This window comes from Paenibacillus sp. FSL W7-1088 (assembly GCF_037969855.1).
Lineage (GTDB): Bacteria > Bacillota > Bacilli > Paenibacillales > Paenibacillaceae > Paenibacillus.
Genome location: NZ_CP150216.1, coordinates 4,921,401 through 4,942,429, shown reverse-complemented (window position 1 = coordinate 4,942,429; position 21,029 = coordinate 4,921,401). Strand labels below are relative to the sequence as shown.

At 48.6% G+C, this 21,029-nt stretch carries 18 protein-coding genes; 14 read left to right on the top strand and 4 right to left on the bottom strand.

What is annotated here, in order from left to right; genetic code table 11:
- The first annotated feature begins 125 nt into the window (after positions 1-125).
- The gene (gene spoVM / locus MKY42_RS22275) at positions 126-206 is read left to right on the top strand and encodes a stage V sporulation protein SpoVM (RefSeq protein WP_019424875.1); all 81 of its coding nucleotides are present in this window, start codon (positions 126-128) and stop codon (positions 204-206) included.
- Between the two features lies 1 nt (position 207).
- Positions 208-402, top strand: coding sequence for a hypothetical protein (locus tag MKY42_RS22270; protein ID WP_064636619.1), 195 nt, complete (start codon positions 208-210; stop codon positions 400-402).
- Here MKY42_RS22270 and rpmB read toward each other — a convergent pair whose 3' ends face one another.
- Positions 403-591 (bottom strand): 50S ribosomal protein L28, encoded by a 189-nt coding sequence (gene rpmB, locus MKY42_RS22265; protein WP_024631107.1) that lies wholly within the window; start codon positions 589-591, stop codon positions 403-405.
- A gap of 643 nt (positions 592-1,234) precedes the next feature.
- On the opposite strand from rpmB, the gene MKY42_RS22260 reads away from it, so the two are divergent.
- The 9 genes from MKY42_RS22260 to glsA all read left to right on the top strand — a co-directional run bounded on the left by MKY42_RS22260 (position 1,235) and on the right by glsA (position 13,319).
- Complete coding sequence (locus tag MKY42_RS22260) at positions 1,235-3,043, top strand: DAK2 domain-containing protein (RefSeq protein WP_339844761.1); 1,809 nt, start codon at positions 1,235-1,237, stop codon at positions 3,041-3,043.
- 76 nt (positions 3,044-3,119) lie between these two features.
- Positions 3,120-3,983 (top strand): DegV family protein, encoded by an 864-nt coding sequence (locus MKY42_RS22255; RefSeq protein ID WP_339844758.1) that lies wholly within the window; start codon positions 3,120-3,122, stop codon positions 3,981-3,983.
- Between the two features lie 10 nt (positions 3,984-3,993).
- Entirely contained in the window at positions 3,994-6,039 is a 2,046-nt protein-coding gene (gene recG / locus MKY42_RS22250; protein WP_090901020.1) for an ATP-dependent DNA helicase RecG, read from the top strand.
- 114 nt (positions 6,040-6,153) lie between these two features.
- Positions 6,154-6,441, top strand: coding sequence for a stage VI sporulation protein F (locus tag MKY42_RS22245; RefSeq protein WP_090901017.1), 288 nt, complete (start codon positions 6,154-6,156; stop codon positions 6,439-6,441).
- Between the two features lie 1,246 nt (positions 6,442-7,687).
- Positions 7,688-9,340 carry a sensor histidine kinase gene (locus tag MKY42_RS22240; protein WP_306459246.1) on the top strand — a complete coding sequence of 551 codons (1,653 nt, stop codon included), beginning with the start codon at positions 7,688-7,690 and terminating at the stop codon, positions 9,338-9,340.
- 10 nt (positions 9,341-9,350) lie between these two features.
- Positions 9,351-10,163: a LytTR family DNA-binding domain-containing protein gene (locus MKY42_RS22235; protein WP_339844750.1), complete on the top strand. Its 813-nt coding sequence runs from the start codon at positions 9,351-9,353 to the stop codon at positions 10,161-10,163.
- Between the two features lie 120 nt (positions 10,164-10,283).
- Positions 10,284-11,576 (top strand): OFA family MFS transporter, encoded by a 1,293-nt coding sequence (locus MKY42_RS22230; protein ID WP_179263923.1) that lies wholly within the window; start codon positions 10,284-10,286, stop codon positions 11,574-11,576.
- 204 nt (positions 11,577-11,780) lie between these two features.
- Positions 11,781-12,263, top strand: a complete 483-nt coding sequence (locus MKY42_RS22225; RefSeq protein ID WP_177185756.1) for a GNAT family N-acetyltransferase — start codon at positions 11,781-11,783, stop codon at positions 12,261-12,263.
- Between the two features lie 114 nt (positions 12,264-12,377).
- Positions 12,378-13,319 carry a glutaminase A gene (glsA, locus tag MKY42_RS22220; RefSeq protein WP_090901009.1) on the top strand — a complete coding sequence of 314 codons (942 nt, stop codon included), beginning with the start codon at positions 12,378-12,380 and terminating at the stop codon, positions 13,317-13,319.
- Positions 13,320-13,566: 247 nt separating this feature from the next.
- Here the strand turns inward: glsA and MKY42_RS22215 are convergent, their stop codons facing one another.
- From MKY42_RS22215 to MKY42_RS22205, 3 genes are all read right to left on the bottom strand, one after another.
- A complete protein-coding gene (locus MKY42_RS22215) occupies positions 13,567-13,908 on the bottom strand; it encodes a YolD-like family protein (protein WP_111618793.1) in 342 nt (113 codons plus the stop codon).
- Positions 13,905-15,149 (bottom strand): DNA polymerase IV, encoded by a 1,245-nt coding sequence (locus tag MKY42_RS22210; RefSeq protein WP_109998609.1) that lies wholly within the window; start codon positions 15,147-15,149, stop codon positions 13,905-13,907. Before MKY42_RS22210 ends, MKY42_RS22215 begins: the two co-directional genes overlap by 4 nt.
- A 475-nt stretch (positions 15,150-15,624) precedes the next feature.
- Positions 15,625-15,753 carry a hypothetical protein gene (locus tag MKY42_RS22205; RefSeq protein WP_339844734.1) on the bottom strand — a complete coding sequence of 43 codons (129 nt, stop codon included), beginning with the start codon at positions 15,751-15,753 and terminating at the stop codon, positions 15,625-15,627.
- A 257-nt stretch (positions 15,754-16,010) separates the two neighbouring features.
- Here MKY42_RS22205 and MKY42_RS22200 point away from each other — a divergent pair, with 257 nt between their 5' ends.
- The 3 genes from MKY42_RS22200 to MKY42_RS22190 are packed head-to-tail and all read left to right on the top strand — an operon-like array spanning position 16,011 to position 20,894.
- Positions 16,011-18,236, top strand: a complete 2,226-nt coding sequence (locus MKY42_RS22200; protein WP_339844731.1) for a hypothetical protein — start codon at positions 16,011-16,013, stop codon at positions 18,234-18,236.
- A 26-nt stretch (positions 18,237-18,262) separates the two neighbouring features.
- Entirely contained in the window at positions 18,263-19,474 is a 1,212-nt protein-coding gene (locus MKY42_RS22195) for a HEAT repeat domain-containing protein (RefSeq protein ID WP_339844728.1), read from the top strand.
- Between the two features lie 22 nt (positions 19,475-19,496).
- A complete protein-coding gene (locus MKY42_RS22190; RefSeq protein ID WP_177185755.1) occupies positions 19,497-20,894 on the top strand; it encodes a glycosyltransferase in 1,398 nt (465 codons plus the stop codon).
- Positions 20,895-21,029: the final 135 nt, after the last annotated feature.

Genomic DNA, 21,029 nt, shown 5'->3' with positions numbered 1-21,029 from the left:
GGGTTCCGCATAAATATGGTTACATGAGCAGGTTTCTCATGTAGCCTTTTTTGTCGTGTTTAAGGCAAGGAAGGCCTGGAGCATAGGATACGGCGGATGCATGAGCATGATGGGGAGGGTGAAGTATGAAATTTTACACATTCAAACTGCCGAAGTTTTTGGGAGGCTTTGTAAAGGCGATTCTTAATACGTTTCAAAAGAACTGACATGATTAAAAGGTTCCATTGGCGAATACCGCCGCTATGGCTTCAGGATCATCTGGAATTCGGACCTGCGAAGCGCCATGCGGCGGCTATTCACATGCTGATGTGTGTATTCATGATTTTATTTCTGAATACCAAAAAAGCACCTGCAAGGAACAAGGTGCTTTTTGCTTACCCGATTTATAGTAGCTTTGCGTGATTATACGCGAGTCACTTTACCGGCTTTCAGTGCACGGGTGCTTACGTATACACGTTTTGGTTTACCGTTCACGAGAATGCGGACCTTCTGAACGTTTACGCCCCAAGAACGACGGTTACGGTTGTTAGCGTGGGATACGTGGTTACCGGTGCCCGGTTTCTTACCTGTCACATAACATTTGCGAGACATAGATTACACCTCCTATCCTAAAATAACCAGTTGCCCTAAGGAGACACGAATGCCATTCCAGACGGGCTAAATTGTTCTTCCTGACCGCAATGGTCAGGTTCCAGTAGCTAATGGCGTTGTTCAAGCCGGCATAGCCGGATCATTTCCATTACTAAACCTGCATAAAACAATACTTGAATATAATATCATATTGAAAAAAGCTTCGTCAACTGATCCAAAAACTTTATTTATTTCTCCTGTCTAATATAGTACAATGTTGAATAGTCCATAATACAGCGGTGAACAGGCTGTTGCCTCGGGGAAGCCGGAGAAAAAACCGGCCTTAAAGGGTCGGTGGTCTGCTTTTTTGGCAACGCTGTGAGCTGCGGCATTCCATCATTGGCACCAGTCTCCATGCGGCATTCATGCCGGCTCTTGATACCGGTGCATATCCGTATGCCCCGAATTAGGGGTTACAGAGTAATTGCAGGATATCGGTTGCCCGGCCGCCCAGACCGTTAATCCGGCTGACATGTTGTATTATATGCCTTTGCCGGACAAGGTATGGACGAAGAATAACGCGATAAGCGTTTGCGCATGAACAGACCAGATAACATCTTGGTGCAAGATGTTCGTGTATCAAGCTAGGAAGGGGAATTCTCACTTGAGTATACGTTCTTTAAATGGAACAGATTTTACCGCAATGGTACTTGCCGGAGCGGAACAACTTGGACAGCATGCAGAGCACGTCAATTCCCTGAATGTTTTCCCTGTGCCGGATGGCGACACGGGAACGAACATGAATTTGACAATGAGTGCAGGAGTCGCAGAGATTAAACGCAAGAGTTCTGCCTCCATCGGAGAAGCTGCCGGTATTTTATCAAAAGGCCTGCTTATGGGCGCACGGGGGAATTCCGGAGTAATATTATCACAATTGTTCCGTGGATTCAGTCGTTCAGCTGCTCCTTACGAGGAACTGAATACACTCCAGTTTGCCGCAGCCCTGCAGAACGGTGTGGACGCTGCTTATAAAGCCGTAGTGAAACCCGTTGAAGGGACCATTCTTACCGTAGCCAAGGAAGCGGCGAAACATGCCAACTACTACGCAAGACGGACGAATGATATAACTGAATTAATGAATGAAGTATTGTTAAAAGCAAAAGAAGCACTGGCAATGACTCCGGAATTGCTGCCTGTATTGAAACAGGTTGGTGTTGTGGATTCAGGCGGTCAGGGGCTTGTATATATTTACGAAGGCTTCATGGACGTTCTGTTGCAAACGGACGGGGCAAGTCGTACATCCTTCCAGAGAGACGTACAACCAACCGTAGCGGCATCTGCATTGAAACCGGCTGCACCGTCAGAAGTGGTTTCTGCGAAGCCTGCACAGCAGGTAATTGTCCCGGAGATGCCAATGTCTGCCCAGGCGCGACTGGAAACGGAAGATATTGAGTTCCTGTATGACATGGAGTTCTTTATTAACCGCGAGCTTGGAGAGAACGCAGGTGTTACATTTGATGACGAAGCATTCCGGAAAGCGTTGTCAGTTAACGGGGATTCCATCATTATTATTGCTGACGATGAAGTGATTAAGGTTCACGTGCATTCCAAGACACCTGGGGATGTATTAAACCTGGCTCTCCGTTATGGAGAAATCACACAAATTCACATTCTCAATATGCGTGAGCAGCATCGTGATCTGCTGACTGCAGGCATGGACATTGCGCCTTCGCCTGAGCTGTTCGCAGAGATTCCACCTGAAGCGGCGCGCAGTGTGGAAAAAGCCGTGCTCCCAGCAGACGAGATGGCACCATATGGTTTCATCGCGGTATCTTCCGGTGAAGGCATTGCGGAGATTTTCCAAAGTCTTGGCGTGGATGTCGTTCTGTCTGGTGGACAAACGATGAATCCGAGCACCGAGGATTTTGTGAAAGCGGTGCGTTCGATCGCGGCAGAACAGGTTTTTATTTTGCCGAACAACTCCAATATTGTGCTTGCTGCCGAGCAGGCCCGGGAGCTGCTGGAAGATGAACGTCGAATTATTGTGATTCCGAGCAAGACGATCCCTCAGGGCATGGCAGCGGCTTTTGCTTTCCAGGAGGATGAATCTGCGGAAACCAATCGTGACCATATGCTTGAGGCAATTAGCCGGGTACAGTCCGGTCAAGTGACTCATGCGGTCAGAGATACACAATATGACGAGCTTGATATCAAAGCGGGACACTACATCGGTATCCACAATTCCAAGATCGTGGCAACGGACGAGAGCATGCTGCATGCATGTGAAGGCCTGCTGCAACAGATGATGGAAAGCGGAGATGAAGTGGTGACGATCCTTGAAGGGGACGAGGCTACCCCTGAGATTACCGCTGCGCTTGTCGCATGGCTTGAAGAACAATATCCTGATGCTGAGGTAGAGGTGCATCTTGGAGGACAGCCGGTTTATTATTATTTGTTCTCTGTAGAGTCCTAATAGAGGTTGTTCAAAATGTCCCCAGTTAACTTTTTGAACATGCACTAATAGCACTAAAGCAAAGAGGAGGGATCTGATGAGCCACAAGGTTGCGATCGTAACCGATAGCACGGCAGATATACCGGAAGAACTGATCCGTAAATACGGGATTCATGTTGTTCCGCTGCGTGTTTTGTTCGGGGAAGAAGCTTATGCAGATGGCGTTGATCTGACTTCGGAACAGTTCTATGCAAAATTGGAGAAGGTATCTGTGCTGCCTACAACCTCACAGCCTTCTCCCACTGATTTTATGAATATCTATAACACATTGTTGGATGAGGACCCGGAGCGGCCCATTGTATCGATTCATTTGTCTTCCGGCATGAGCGGTACCTATCAATCGGCTCTGCTTGGCAAATCGTTGCTGGAACGTGAAGAAGATATAACGGTACTGGATTCGAAGTCTGCATCCTATGGATATGGTTTATTGGTCGTACAGGCTGCCGAGCTTGCTGAACAAGGCAAGTCCGCTGCGGAGATCGCTGCGGCTGTAGCCGCCATGCAGCAGAGCCGCAAGCTGTTCTTTCTCGTAGATACATTGGAGTATTTACAGAAAGGCGGTCGGATTGGCAAAGCTGCGGCCATCTTGGGAACACTGCTGAATATTAAACCGATCTTGTCGATTGATGAGGAAGGCGTTATTTACGCAGTGGAGAAAGTCAGAGGTCACAAAAAAGCCATGGCACGCATTATTGAGCTGTTTCAGCAGGATCTGGCGGGTCAACGTGTTAATCTGGCGGTAGGTCATACCGCAGACCCCGGATCAGCGATCGCTTGTGCAGAGCAATTACGCGGGCATTTTACACTGAATGAAGTGGTATATACCAATATTGGGGCCGTCATTGGCAGCCATGTTGGGCCAGGCGTAATTGCCATCTTTATGTGGCCTGTTCCGGAATGAGGGATTAGACATGAAATGGGAAGAAATATCGGTAAAACAAATTAGCGGCGTGAGTGCTCTCAAAGAGGGAGAGCTTCACGCCTTTGGCATCTCTACTGTAAAAGACCTGCTTGAATATTATCCGTTCCGTTATGAGGATTATCGACTGCGTTCGCTCAGTGAAGTGAAGGACGGGGATAAAATTACGGTACAGGGTAAAGTGATGGGCATCCCGGTGTTGCAGCGTTATGGCAAAAAGTCACGCCTTACCTGTAAGGTGATGACGGAAGAATGGATGATCTCAGCCACCTGGTTCAATCGGCATTTTCTGAAGGAGCAGCTTACGCCCAATCGAGAGATTGTTATTACGGGGAAATGGGAACAAAAACGTATGCAGATGACCGTAACGGACTCGGAATTTCCGGATAAAGGGGAAGGACGATCGGGAACGCTGCAGCCTGTGTATTCCGTAACCGGCAAGATTACGCAGTCCTGGATGCGTAAAACGATTAATCAGGGGTTAGTCCAATTCGGGGAAATGATCCCTGAAATTCTGCCTCACTCCCTCATGAAGAAATATGGATTCATGCCTCGCAAACAGGCGATTGCCGGGATTCACCGTCCGCAGGATAACCGGGAAGGCCAGCAGGCCAGACAGCGGATGGTGTATGAGGAGTTATTTTTGTTTCAACTCAAGATGCAGGCATATCGTGCATTGAACCGGGATCGTATGGATGGTGTAGTGCACACAACGGATAATACGACGATTCGCGAGTTTGTTCGCAGTTTGCCATTTGAACTCACGGATGCGCAGAAGAAGGTAGAGCTTGAAATTCTGCATGATATGCGTTCACCGTATTCGATGAATCGATTGCTGCAGGGAGATGTAGGCTCAGGTAAAACGGTTATTGCAGCGATTGCGCTGTATACAACCGTTCGTTCCGGTTTTCAGGGGGCACTGATGGTGCCTACGGAGATTCTGGCAGAACAGCATATGCGCTCACTGCAAAAGCTGTTTGAACCTTTTGGCGTAACTGTGGGGCTGTTAACGGGCAGTGTGAATGGACGCAAGCGCAAAGATCTGATTGCATCCTTGCAGATGGGCATGATCGATATCGTTGTGGGTACACACGCTCTGATCCAGGAGGATGTATTTTTCCGCGATCTGGGTCTTGTCGTTACGGATGAACAGCATCGCTTCGGTGTAAACCAGCGCAGCATTTTGCGGCGTAAAGGGTATAACCCGGATGTGTTAACGATGACGGCGACGCCGATACCGCGAACACTGGCGATTACGGCTTTTGGTGATATTGAGGTATCCACCATCTCGGAACGTCCAAAGGGACGGATTCCAATCTCGACGTACTGGGTCAAGCATGACATGATGGACCGGGTTCTTGGTTTTATTTCGCGAGAAGTGGACCAGGGACGTCAGGCCTATCTGATCTGCCCGCTCATTGAAGAGTCAGAGAAGCTGGATGTGCAGAATGCGATTGACCTGCATATCCAGATGCAGCAGAACTTTCCGAAGTACCGTGTAGGTCTGCTGCATGGACGGATGACGGCTGGCGAGAAGGAAGAGATGATGCGTGAATTCTACAGCAACGAAATTCAGCTTCTGGTCTCCACAACGGTTGTGGAGGTCGGTGTCGATGTACCCAACGCTACATTGATGGTTATTATGGATGCGGATCGCTTCGGTTTGTCACAGCTGCATCAGCTTCGTGGTCGGGTCGGGCGGGGTGCTCATGCATCTTATTGTGTGCTCATTGCTGATCCCAAGACAGAGGTTGGGCAGGAGCGCATGAAGGTCATGACGGAAACCGAAGATGGATTCGAAGTATCCCGTCGAGATCTGGATCTGCGGGGACCGGGCGATTTCTTTGGCACCAAGCAAAGTGGATTACCGGAGTTCCGTCTTGCCGACATGGTTGCGGATTTTGCCGTATTGGAGCAGGCGCGAGATGATGTGTCCAGCCTGATTGCGGATGCGAGCTTCTGGACGTCTGTTGACTACGCTCCTTTACGTGACTTTTTACAGCAGCAGCAAGTATTCCAGGGTGATCTGATCGATTAATCGGGGCTGTGGATATGTAGTTTTCCACATTTTCCGTGGGAAAATGTCAAGTGTACAAGCCCTCCTGTCATATGAATAAGAAGTGAGTTCATTATTCAGGAGGTGCTGTACGTTTTGGGTTACCAACAATATGGAATCAGTCCGCAGCTGGTGGAGCGGATCAAAACGAAAATGAAAAATCCCGCTGTCAAAGAGCGTATCAAAAAGTTGATAGATGGGGTCACCAAGTCTGATTTGCAGGATAAGGCAAAAGTAAGAAGACTGGTCAAGTCGTCAGCGGTCATTTTGAACGAGAATTTTTCTGCGGCTCAGGAGGAACAATTTGTTGCTTTTGTTCTCGCGCAGAAGATCGATCCGAACAATACGTTTCATTTGATTAAGCTGTGGGGCATGTTCAGGTAGGGATTCGATGGAATGTTGGGTGGTATAAAATGAACTAAGGGTGTTACACGTGGCCACTCCGAGTGCAGTACCATCTTCCGATCGCTGTTATCCCCGGATTTTTTTGAATTACCCTTTGAAAGGGTAAAATCCGGTGATAAAGGCGAGCGCTTCGCTTCTCCAGATTGGTTCTGCACTCTCCGTTACTGTGTAACTGGGAGTTCATTTTATAAAAACCAAATTACATCGAATGTGTATGAAGTAATTATAGTGGATGGGCGGTTCATAAGTCAGGAAGTTGACTTATGGATCGCCTTTTTGATTTAAATGTAGACGTGTCCTTGGTCCTGAAATGATTTATGCTATGCGTTTTTTATCGTTGTTGAAGCTGAGGTTGTAACGGTGAGATGAAGAGCGTGACCTATGGGGAGACGTATTAACTGTGGCTAACGAACTGAGGTGACGCTATTTGGAGCATTTCTGCCTGATAGAAATTGTAACGAACCTGAGAGGCGCTATTTTCTCAATTCCGGCATGCATACGTTATTTATTGCTGTTTGCGGATGAAATAAGGTCACTGAGGTTCGTTACATTTTCTCGCTCCCCAAAATCACCTTAATAAGGCTTCTGAGGTTCGTTAGAATTTGGAATGACACTGCCGGATATGCTCTTATTTCTTTTTCATGTGCGCAGGAGGGTCGGGGATTGTGGTCATTATGAATACTGCGATGAATGTTGCAATAATGCTGCCGTTATACGGTATTTCTTTGAATATGTAGTCCTGTACAATCAGGATCAGAGTCGAAATACATAAAATGATGTGGAGCATTCGTCCTGATGAGCGTTCGAAATCTTTGGAGCGTTTGGAAATTTGGGATAGGGTGAACCATATGAGACTAAAAAGTAGAAGTGAACCAAGGATCAGGATGGTAAACATGTAAATACACCTTTCTGTGAGGAAAATGAACAGAGCAATTGGAATCTAGATAATAATATGGAGATAAGACAATGCAACAATAATTTCCTGATTATACCACATTATATTTTTAAGCTATAAATTTGTTGGAATAATTTATCCGTAAGCTGGACTAATGAACGTACATATGTATCTTATTTTCACAGGATTGACTTTGCTTTCCTCCTATTGGAGCGGTAAACTGTTGCATACGAGCATACATGGATTTCAAAGTGAGGAAAACGCTGCTGCGATAAGGGGCGTTTATTTTTGACGGATGTGGAGGAAGTCAGATTGACAGAGATGTTTACGATGCTGCTGGGGTTGTTTGAACGGGCGGCACTGCTGATTATATTTTTATTCTTTCTGTCGAGGATACCGCGGTTTAGACAGATTTTGCAAAAGGGAAAATTGAGATGGCAGGAGTACATTGCTGTTACGTTGTTATTCTGTGGATTTGCCATCTTCGGTACCTATACCGGTATTAATGTGGAAGGCTCGCTGGTGAATGTGCGCATTATTGCTGTCATGTCTGGCGGTATTCTGTTCGGGGGGCCTGTGGGCATCATTACCGGGATTGTGTCCGGGGTGCATCGGTATTTAATCGATATGGATGGAGTTACGGCGATCCCGTGCCTGATCACGAGTATTCTGGCAGGTCTGGTCTCCGGGTATATACATAAGTATACGCCTAAGTCGAAGCGCTGGATGATCGGTATTGCGGCGGGAATGATCTGTGAGGCGCTTACGATGCTGCTTATCCTGCTGTATTCCTATCCCGATCCTCTGGGTGCCGATATTGTCTCGAAGATTGCGCTGCCGATGATATTGGGTGAGGTGAATATTGGACTGATCGTGCTGCTGGTGCAGAGTGTGGAAGGGGAAAAGGAAATGATTGCAGCTCGTCAGGCCAAGCTGGCGCTAGAGATTGCGAACAAGACCTTGCCGTACTTCCGTTCCATTGATGAAGACTCTCTGCGTACGATCTGCCGGATTATTCAAGAGGATATTCAGGCGGATGCGGTTGCCATTACGGATACGCGAAATGTACTGGCTTATGTGGGATTTGGTGAGGAACGATATCACATCGGTAATGAAATTATTAGTGAGATGACGAAGAAGACAATCTCCAGCGGAGAGATTACGATCAGCAATGATGTCATTGACGAAAAAACGCCGGATATTCACTCCCTGCTCATTATTCCGCTCAAAGAGCGAGGCGAAGTGACGGGTGCTCTGAAAATTTATTACCGTAAAGCGTACAAGATTACGTATCCGTTGCAAACGATGGCAGTGGGCCTGTCCCAGATTATTTCCACCCAGATGGAAGTATCACGTGTGGAGGAGATTAAGGCTGCCGCCAATAAAGCGGAGCTGCGTGCATTGCAGACCACGATCCATCCTCATTTTTTATTCAATGCCCTGAACGCCATTGCTTCGTCCATTCGCACCAAGCCGGATCGGGCGCGTGAGCTGATTGTGAATCTGTCTGGATATATGCGTTATAATCTGGAGCTGTCGGATGAGCTTATTGATATTCATAAGGAGTTGGAGCAGGTTCGCAATTATGTGGAGATCGAGAAGGCGCGCTTCGGCAGCAGGCTTAACGTCATCTATGATATTGATGAGGTGGCTGTGCATATTCCAAGTCTGGTCATCCAGCCGCTTGTGGAAAATGCCATTATACACGGTATTCTCAAGGTGAAAGGACCCGGGACCGTACGGATTCGGGTACAGGATTATCCTGACTTTGTGCGAATTGGGGTGAGTGATACAGGAGCAGGCATTGGAGCTGACATTATTGAGCGTGTATATCATGACCGGATGCCTGTCAACCAGATCGGATTGTACAACGTGCATCGACGGGTGAAGCTCATTTATGGAAAAGGATTAACGATTACACGGCTGGAGCAAGGAACCGATATTTTATTTGATGTACCCAAAGGAGATGTAGTAACAAGGTGATGAACGGTCGATGAGAGCCCTTATTGTTGAAGATGAAATTCCGGCAAGTGAGGAACTGAATTACTTGATACAGGAACATAGCCAGATTGAAGTGGTAGATTGTCTGGAAGATGGACTGGATGTGCTGAAGTTTTTGCAGGAGCAGGAAGTCGACGTTATTTTTCTCGATATTAATATCCCTTCGCTGGATGGCATGATGCTGGCACATCATATTGGGAAGTTTGCGAGCAAGCCCTATATCGTATTTACAACGGCGTACAAGGAACATGCGGCTGAAGCGTTTGAGCTGGAGGCGTTTGACTATATTCTGAAGCCCTATGATGAGAAACGAATTGCCGCGATGCTGCATAAACTCGAAACGGCATTCAAACGGGATCATGAGCAGGAGGAACGTGAACGTGGCAGCGACGATGGACAGGCTCACAATACGGCTCAAGCCAACGATGAATGGTCTGCATCACATATGCAGGCGCGGGAATCCAATACCCAGACGGAACGACGCATTAACCTGCTGCGCAATGACAATATTATTGTGACAGATACCGCCGATATTTATTATGCAGAAGCACAAGAAAAAGTAACGAAGGTGTATACCAAAAACGGTGAGTTTACGATGCCGGTCAGTATTTCGGATTTTCACGGCCGATTGCCGCAGGAAACCTTTTTCCGCTGCCATCGCTCTTACGTGGTGAATTTGTCTCAAATTCGTGAAATTGTGCCTTGGTTTAACAATACGTACCTGCTTCGTTTGCGTGATCTGGAGGCTGAAGTGCCCGTTAGCCGGGGCAAAGTCAAAGAATTCAGGCAGCTCATGCGCATCTAGAGGCATTTCATTCCGCATCTGATGCAACTCATGCTCAAATCGGTGTAATGAATCCCCTTTCATGTATGATTAGCTTGTGAACGCATTCATATATATGACATCGGCAAAGGGGAGATCACGATGAAAGCAGCTATTTCATCCGCACCTAATTCAGCATCTACAACTATAAAAATGAACCGCTGGCTTATTGTACTGGGAACTATTATTGTACAAATGGGTCTCGGAACCATCTACACCTGGAGTTTATTTAATCAACCGTTGTCTGATCGTTTCGGATGGGACGTCAGCTCGGTCGCGATAACTTTTTCGATTACCAGCTTTGCTTTGGCATTTGCCACACTGTTTGCCGGCCGACTGCAAGAACGATGGGGACTTCGTCGTCTGATTCGGGTAGCGGGTGTGGTGCTTGGTCTGGGACTCGTGCTCAGTTCTCAAGTGAGTTCGTTGACACTGCTCTATATTCTGGCCGGATTTGTGGTTGGATTCGCGGATGGTACGGCGTACATCACTTCCTTGTCCAACCTGATCAAATGGTTCCCTGAGCGAAAAGGTCTGATCTCAGGTATTTCGGTCGGGGCCTTTGGTACGGGCAGTCTGTTGTTCAAATATGTGAACTCGGCATTAATCGGTGCTGTTGGTCCTGCTCAAGCTTTTATGTACTGGGGCATTATTGTATTGGTATTGATTGTAGGCGGCTCGTTCCTGATCCGTGAAGCGGTTGTTCGTGAACAAGCTCCGGCAGCAAGCAGCACAGACGGTGGGAAGCAACAAGTAACACGTCATGATTATACGGTCAAAGAAATGCTGCGTACAAAAGAAGCTTATATGCTGTTCGTTATTTTCTTCACGGCTTGTATGAGTGGACTGTACCTGATCGGTATTGTGAAAGACATCGGTGTGCAGCTGGCAGGTCTTAATGTGGCTACAGCTGCCAATGCGGTGGCGATGGTTGCCATCTTTAACACCGCTGGACGTATCATTCTGGGCGCGCTGTCGGATAAAGTAGGACGGATGAAAGTTATTGCCGGAGCACTGCTGGTTACGGCTGTTGCCGTAATGACGCTGAGTCTGGTACCGCTGAGCTTTGGCATCTTCTTCGCCTGTGTGGCCGCTATCGCATTCTGCTTTGGTGGCAATATCACGGTCTTCCCGGCGATTGTGGCAGATTACTTTGGACTGAAAAATCAGAGCAAAAACTACGGCGTGATCTATCAGGGATTTGGATTGGGTGCCTTGGCTGGATCGTTTATCAGCGCCCTGCTGGGCGGATTCCATCTTACCTTTATTGTGATCGCTGTACTGTGTGCCATCTCGCTTTTGCTGGCGTTGATTATTACTCCTCCAGGTCAAGGACGTCGTACACGTCAACGTGAACAGCAGATGAATCTTAACCCTTCATCCCGGGCAAGCTGATCGTAGTGGGGATGACGTTCTATTTTATAAAAAGCAAGCTGGCGGTCTTTACGGAGGCCGCTTTTTGGTATCGGCTCAACCTGATAGGAATGAAACTTCTGTACATGAAGCGGTTGTGTGCAATGCGTACTTGGCTTCTGGTATACTCTAGGTGAAATAAAAAGAGCAAGTCCTTGTTAGCCATTTGGAGGAGGGATGTTCGTCATGAATTTCTTGAAATATGCACCATCTGATTTTGCTGATTATTATGCTCTTGTGTCCAATATTGAAGTCATGCAGCAGATTACCGAACGGGCTTTGCCTGAGCATGAAGCTACGGCGGAATTTGAATCCATGCTGAATTATAATCTCGGCAACAATTGTGGCTATTATCGAATATCTGGTGAAGATGGGGTAGGCATGGCCTACGCCAAACTGATCCCGGATGAAGCCGATCCGTCCCGGGCGGAAATGGGTTACATGATTCTGCCGGAGTATTGGGGGAAAGGACACGGGACTTCCATCGCAGCTCGGCTGATTATTCAGGCACAGGCGGCGGGAATTGGTGTACTCTATGCGGTTATCGATCCATCCAATGCGGCATCACGTCGAATATTGCTCAGACAGAACTTTGTATCCACATGGGTTGGGGATTATCATGGGTTACCTGGCGAGATTCTGGAGCTGAATCTTCAGGTGAAGCGGTAAGGGATCAGGCTTGCGGGTAATACATACCATACCGGGCATTTTGCATCACTTCAATGGGATTTTGTCATTCGGAGGCGTGTGAAATGCTCATACAGAGATTTGGAGGAGATGGAGATGAGCAATGCTGCAATGGAGCGTCTGAACCAGTTGCTGCCGGAATGGCTGGAGACCAGCCGTCTGCACACTGGACAGGGGAAAGTGGCTTCTTATATTCCCGAATTGTTCAAGGCCTCACAGGACGAACTGGGTATACATATCATGAACGCCGAAGGCAATCATGTATCAGCCGGAGATTGTGGTGTCCCGTTTACGATGCAAAGTATCTCCAAGGTATTTACACTTATTCTGGCCCTGATGGATCATGGGGAGGAAGCGGTCTTCTTTAATGTAGGAAAAGAACCTACTGGGGATGATTATGATTCCATGATCAAGCTCGAACTGGTCGAACCGGGTATTCCGTTTAATCCATTGATCAATGCGGGTGCGATTACGGTATCGTCCCTGATTGCCGGGGATTGCAAAGAGGAGAAGTCACGGCGCATTTTGGAATTTTTCCGCAAGCTGGCCAATAATGATCGGCTGGGCTATAACGAGGCGGTGTATCGGTCCGAATCGGAGACAGGCCATCTGAACCGCTCGCTTGGTTATTTTCTGAAGCACAATGGTGTGCTCAAGGATGATGTCGAAGATGTGCTTGCCGTCTATTTCCGCCATTGCTCCATCGAGGTGACTTGTGCGGACCTGGCCCGTATGGCACTGGTGCTTGCTTATGACGGGACAGATCCGATCACCGGGAATGAGCTTATTCCTCGTCGTTATGTGCAGATCGCCAAAACGTTCATGACTACCTGCGGTATGTATAATGCATCAGGCGAATTTGCGATTCAGGTCGGGTTGCCTGCCAAGAGTGGAGTGTCGGGTGGAATTCTGACTCTGGTTCCAGGCCAGTTTGGCATCGGGCTTGTAGGTCCGGCTCTGAATCGGAAAGGAAACAGCATTGCAGGCGTGCATCTGCTTGAGCGTCTTTCCAATGAATTTGACTGGAGTTTGTTCTAAACTAAGAAATCCCTTTACCCTCCTGAGTGGCCGATGAATCGCCATTTCGTCCTTTTGCTTCTTTGGAACGAAATGGTCTGATAGGAATACAGCTTGTCGGCTGCTTCAGTCTTGGTTCAAAACATGTAGGAAAACGGTCCTGCATGGCAACAGCCATGCTGCTTCTATTCCGGTATACCCGCACGCTGGGGTGAATTCGGGATGCTCCCTTTATATCACGTGCATTCGCCTGAGGCTTTGGCTCGCATCATTCATTTGCGAGCACCACATCCGTAATCAGATTCATCTGAATGTCCCGGGTCCCGGTCTCCGTTAACAGTCTGAGAGTGCGGGCAGGGGAGTCCAGTCGAAGCACCTGTCCGGTAAAACGGATATCATCATGTTCATGGAACAGGGTGATGGTGACTGCGTCCCCAAGCAGCATGGAGTTGCTAAGTAAACGGGACATTTCTTCCGCTGCCTGGGCATCCAGGGATGGACGGCTACGGGGAGCGAGTTGCTCCTGATGAATGATGTAGGCTTCCCGGTGTTCGGGAAGCATCATGCGTGACGACTCAAAAATCCCGTTTTGCTGCAATTTTTTACTCATTTATAGTGACCTCCAATTTTATGAGAACGGTCCTGTGCCTGTGCGGACGAGCAGAGCGAGGAGGCCCGCATGATCGCGGTTTCTCCGAACTTGCGCTTGATGTCATCTGTGGCGCGTTCCAGTTCTCTTTTGCGTTCACGGTCATCGAACCAGGACAGTTGTACTTCGGAATCGGGCACGAGTCCGGTCAATGACACGCTGATGCGGCGAATGGGTAATCCGTCCCAATGGCGCAGAAACAGAGCTGCTGCCGCATCGTATACTTCATCCGTGATGTTGGTAGGTTCATTCACCTTCATCTGGCGGGAGAAGCCGGTTGGACGATCGTAATCCTGCCCCCGACATCCTACAGAGACGACATGGCCCATGAGCGATTTGTCCCGGGAACGCCGGCTGACCAGCTCCGCCAGTTCAAGCAGTACCACTTTGATGTCTTCCCACGATTCATAGTCCCGAGGCAATGTCATCTGATGTCCAATGCCCTGCTGCTGGTGGGCATATGTCCCGGGTTTTACCGGAGAATCATCGATTCCGCGGGCAATACGCCACAGTACCTCACCATTGACACCCCAACGCTCTCTCAGCCGGGACAAGGGAGTCTGCGCCAGATCACCGATCGTATGAATCCCCATCTTGTAGAGATGCTGCCCCATCCGGGAACCGACCATAAACATGTCTCGAACAGGTTTATTCCACAACGTTGTCTGCATGTCCTTGCGAGGCAGTGTATAGATGCCTCCTGGGACTTTTTTGGCATACAGGTCACAGGCCATTTTGCTGACAACTTTGGTGTCGCTGATGCCGACGCGGATATAGACGCCGGTCTCTTCCATGACCCTGTCCTGAATGCTGCGGGCAATTGTTTCGGGACTGCCAAACAGATCCAAACTTCCGGTGACATCCAGAAACTGTTCGTCAATGCTATATGGTTCAACCAGATCGGTATAGGACTGAAGGATACGGGTAATGTGTAGGGAAACACGAATATATTCGGCCATCCGGGGACGAATGACGACCACATCAGGACATTTGGCAAGAGCTTCACCCAGTCGTTCTGCAGTAGTAATTCCATAGGACTTGGCGAGTGGGCAGGCGGCCAGAATAATGCCTGAACGGCGTGCAGGATCTCCCGCAACAACAAGCGGACGGTCTCTGTATTCAGGATGTGCAGACTTCTCCACACTGGCATAAAATGACTGGCAATCGGCCAGCATAATGACACGTCCGTCTTTGCGGGGCATAGTACTTCTCTCCTTTTATTCATGATTCGGCTGCTTCTGTGCAGTGATAGGGTTCATTCAGCCAACGTTATTTTACAGTTTATTTACAGTATGGAACAAGTGTTCTTGTTTTATAAGCATATCCGACAATGTCAGATGCGGCAACCGGAATTATTTTGCAATTTGGACACAAATATTGGATGGACCTAATAGAGTCAAAATTTAGGAAATAAGATGTATTTTTTTACATTTCATGTAAGAGATCCGTGACTTCCGGGTGATGACCGGGTGTTCATTGGGCTTTGTGTAAAAGTAATATAGATGGGCACAGTCCTATAGGGGGGGACTGATGTCCTTTTTTCATTTTCTGCACTTTTCAGAAAACCTTGATAGGGCGCGGGTTTTCAAGGATACGTTATCGGACTATAGTATCAATTTTGTAATCTTTATGGTTAATACTGTAAAAATGTCCGCAACTTTAAAATATCATTAGCGTTTAATGGGGTAAGCGTTCAAGCGGAAACAGATCTCGCAATCCGCGTTGCATATAACAATAACGGGTAGAGATGTGCAAGCCTGGAAGAACCTCAAACGGACGGTTAAAGTGGCATATATTCGTGTCCATGGAACATAAGAGCAAGAAGGACTCCTGGATGCTAGTTGATGGCGCATTTTACGAATTATGGGCAGAATGTTGCAGTTCACGTTTGCTTCCATCAGCCTAGTTACAAATGCAGAGTCTTAGAGCTATAGTGAGAACTACACCGCTGACATCTCTACCCAAAGCGGACATCCGATGCGGGATTACCCGCAGACCTTCATGTCATTTAAGATCCGCAGATGAAGCAGGATGCATACTAGAGAGGTGAGCAATTAAGAGCCATGAGCAGACGAAGACGTAGACGCTGGTTGCTAACGATGTTTGCAGGAGCGGCCATAGTGACAGGCGGAATATTTGCCGGATGGCACTATATGCAGCCCCAGCTCGTTACGTACACAGCGGACAATGGCACGGAGATGAAGTTCAAGACCGATGGAGACCGGTTCATGGAATATGGACCCGATGGCGCATGGCGGGAGATGTTCGTGAAAGGTGTGAACCTGGGCGCGACATCACCAGGACATTACCCGGGCGAGTTTCCGTTGACCAAAGAGGATTACTTGAAGTGGTTCCAGCAGATTGAGGATCTGGGGGCCAATGTCATCCGGGTGTACACGGTACATGAGCCGGTTTTTTACAACGCATTGGTTGAGTATAACCGTGGCCGGGAGCAACCGTTATATTTTATACAGGGCATATGGTCGCCGGAAGAAGAGTTGATCGAGAAGCAGGATGCCTATGCTGACCATATTGAGCAGACGTTCAAGCAGGAGATTGAAAAGGCGGTATCGGCTGTATATGGGGATGCGGACATTCCCGATAAACCGGGAGAGTCAAGCGGCAAATACAAGACGAATGCCGGGAAATATCTAATGGCTTGGCATGTGGGGACCGAATGGGACCCTTCGATGGTGAACAACACGAATGAGAGTCACCCCGACGTGCCGCAGTACAAAGGCGTTCATTTTTCCGGGACGCAGGATGCATCACCGTTCGAAAATTGGCTGGCAGAGCTGCTGGACTACACAGCCGTGTTGGAGAAGAAATACGGATGGGAGCATCCGATGACCTTCACCAATTGGGTAACCACCGATGTGCTGGATCATCCGGGCGAGCCGCTGTTCGAAGAGGATTTGGTGAGTGTGGATGCGCGACATATTCAACCGGAAGAGTGGCAGGGCGGATATTTTGCCGCATACCATGTGTACCCTTATTACCCGGACTTGTTCCATACGGACCAGACACTCCAGACCATCAAGGATGAGAACGGCGAGTACAACACGTACAAAAGTTATCTGCGCAAGCTCAAAGCCGAGTTTTCCGATATGCCTGTAATGATTACAGAGTATGGTGTACCGTCTTCGCTTGGGATCTCCCATCTGGGTATGGGGGGTCGGGATCAGGGCGGACATAACGAGGCCGAGCAGGGCGAGATCGACGCATCGCTGACTCAGGATATTTATGATGAGGGGTATGCGGGAGCGATTTTGTTCATGTGGCAGGATGAGTGGTTCAAAAAAACCTGGAACACGATGCCGCTGGAAATTCCAGCTGATCGGCGGGCCTACTGGCTGAACGTGCTGACGAATGAGAAGATGTTCGGTCTGCTCGCCATGGACCCCGGTAAGCAGGAACAGCTGACCATCGACGGGAAACTGGATGACTGGAATGCGCTGAAGAAGGAAGAGGTCACCATCTGGCAAGGTAAGGTAGACGGCATCAAGGAAATGAAAATCACCCATGATGAAGCCTACCTGTACATTGGCATGACGCTGGATCAACCTTTTGACCCGGACCAGACCTTGCTGCGCATCGGAACGGATACGCTGGATGGTGGGAATCAGCCGGGTACGAGACTTCCGGATCGAACGCTGAGTGATGGACTCGAAACGGTGATTACATTGGGGCAGGATGATGAATCACAAGTGGAGATCGCCAAGGACTATGACTTTAACCAGCGCCTCTATGGCAAGGACGGTTACGGGATGCTGACCGAGGAGCAAGAGAATGCGGCAGATCCATTCCATCCATGGAACCTGGCAGTCAGCCTGCGGATGACCCCACCGGATACCCGGTCCGCCCAACCGTTCATGAATGAGCAGGTCGGTACATTGAAACGCGGAACGACAGCTCCAGATCAATCCGATACCGATTCGTTAACCGCCTGGCAATATAACGGTAATCAGGTTGAGATGCGTATTCCATGGATGCTGCTTGGATTCGGTGACCCAAGTTCACTGCAAGCGATCAAGTACGGAGCGCTGAAAGGTGGACGGGAATTCGAAACGGTCGCAGTTAAGGGCGTCACCCTGGTTCCGTGGCTAAAGGATCGTTCTACCGGAAATATCTCTTGGCCTGGCGGTGAACAGAAGACACTGGATGTGAAGACATTGCCTATATACAGCTGGCAGCCCTGGGAGCAGGTACAGTACAGTGAACGACTGAAACTGAGCTACGAGGAAATGAAGAAACGGTATGAACAAATTCCAAGTTTTCAGACCGAATAAATGAGTATAAAGGAGGACCTTTTCACATGTTTCCGAATTTGGCTTTGGCTTATCTATTTCTATACATCTGTACGGCGCTCGTCGTTGTAGGTGTAATCCTGCTGTTTGCCATGAAAATGTCCCACAACGGCAAACGGCGCAAGATTGAGTTTTATAAATTAAAGCAGCGTGACTACTTTACGTATCTGCAAACGGCGTTGACAGAGGACAGTCCATTGAAATTGCCACCTGGGAAGCTGGCCCCGCTGGAGCGTCGGGTCATCCAGAGCAAGCTTATTGAATGGATTGATCAGTTCAAGGGCGAGTATCGCAACAAATTGATTGTACTCTGCCGTGAAGCCGGATTTGTAGAGCATGATCTGAAGGAACTGAGTCGTATTCGTTATGGACGCCAGATTGATGCAGCTTATCGATTGGGCGGCATGCGTTGTCCGGAGGCCGTTCCAGGCTTGATGGAATTGCTTAAGGATGAGAAGCCTGGTCCGATGGCGATTATGATTGGTCGTTCGATCGCAAGATGTACGATCCGTCAGGGTGAACTGAAAGACATGCTCGCGCTGCTGCTGACCAAAGGAAAATCGATTCATCATCTGGCAGCAGATATTTTGCTCGAAACCAGTCTGGAACCAAGCAGAATTCTGATTGAGTTGCTGGAAGATCGCAATCCTGACTTTGTCAAAGTGGGACTGGTTGCGATGTGGGGACAAGCTGTGCCGGAAGTGATGCCTGCACTCGACAGACTCGTTGGTGCAGAACATCAGGATGTACGGGCAGAAGCGGTGAAGCTGTACCTTAGCGCAAGTCCGGCACTTCAGGACGAAACCATTCTGAAGCTCATGCAGGATTCGGACCCGGAGGTGCGTGCCGAAGTGGTGCAGGCGCTCGGTTCGAAACATGCGTCAGGCAGCATTCCACTGCTGCGCAAAGCGCTGCGTGATGAAGATTGGGGCGTACGCTATAACAGTGCGGAGAGCCTGGGCAAGCTGGGCGAACCGGGATTTGAAGCCTTGTGTCAAGCCGCTGTGGAGGGCACAGGTGCTGAACGGGAAATTGCAATGCAGCAGATTGAGAGTACGATGCAGCACTCAGGAACAGACCACAAAGCCGTTGACCAGATGATTGCACATAACAAAAAAAGGCTGCTGTATGATCGGTACTTCGGTCCCGTACGTGGGAACCGGACAACAAGCAAGAAACGTACAGGTGTGGCTGCGGTAGGAGGGGATTACACTGCTTAGAGATCTACTATTAATCTACGGCATGGTTGCAATCTATTATGTCGTTGCCGTAAATACGCTTTACTTTTCGATTCTGGCCTTATCATTCCGTAACATTTGGACAATCTTCAGGCGTTCGCATTATTCCAAATACAATACGTTGTCAGGCTCGGAGCTGGTACCATCGGTTTCCTTGCTGGTGCCTGCATACAACGAGGAACTGACGATTATTGAAAATGTGAACTGCCTGATGACGCTGAATTATCCAACGTATGAAGTCATCGTGGTGAATGATGGTTCCAGCGATACCACCTTAAAGGTGTTGTTGGAAGAATACCGTCTGAAGCCGGTACCCAACACGAAGATTCGGGGCAAGATTTCCTGTCAGAAAATTCGCGGGATCTACCACAATCCGGAATTCCCCGACCTGTATGTCATTGACAAGGAAAACGGCGGGAAGGCCGATTCCCTCAATGCCGGGATCAACCTGTCTCATTATCCGTTGATTTCTTCCATCGATGCCGACTCTTTGCTGGAGAAGGATGCCCTGATTCGTATGGCTCGCATGTATATGGAGAATCCGGAAGAGACGGTTGCTATTGGCGGGGATGTACGGATAGCCAACGGCTGCAAAATCGAGAATGGAGCAGTGCAGGACGTTTCACTGCCTCGCAAGATTTGGCCAATGTTCCAGTCCATCGAGTATCTCAAAGCCTTTCTCGGCGGACGGATCGGTTGGAGTCACATGAATGGTCTGATCATCGTCTCGGGTGCCTTCGGCATGTTCCGCAAGGATGCGGTTATTGCGGTTGGGGGATACCGGGACGGTTATCCGGGTGAAGACATGAACATTATCATCAAGCTTCACCGTTATATGCTGGAGAACAAATTGAAATACCGCGTAGCTTTCTGCCCTGAAGCCGTGTGCTGGACGCAGGCGCCGGATTCCTACCGGATCTTGTCCAGTCAGCGCAAGCGCTGGGGACGTGGAAATCTGAAGAACATGATCGAGAATCGCGGCATGTTGTTCAACCCGAAATATAAAGTCATGGGCATGCTGACCATGCCGTACAACATCCTTTTTGAAGCGTTGAACCCGTATTTCCGCATTACCGGACTTCTCGCTCTCACGGGATATGTACTGATGGATATGACCCAGTGGCCGATACTTCTTCTGTTTGGATTGCTCAACGTGGTGAGTGGTTATCTGCTGAGTGTGGGAGCACTTGTGCTCGAGGAAATTGCATTCAAGCGGTATAACAAGCTATCGGATCTGGTCAAAATGCTGTTCTACTCCGCTCTGAAATTCGTCGGCTATCATCAGCTCGGCGTACTGTGGAGATTGCAGGGGCATATCCAGTTCATGCAAAACAACAACTCATGGGGTACCATGACACGCCAAAGCTGGTCCGAGGAAGAGAAGACAAGCGAGGCGGCTTAAGCACAGCGTAATTAAAGTAATACAGCAGAAACAATATAGATGTTCAACTAAACATTTACACGAGAACGGAGAGGACAGAAATAACCTGAAGAAGCGAAGCTACATGCTTTCTACAAGAAAGCTACATCGGAAGCA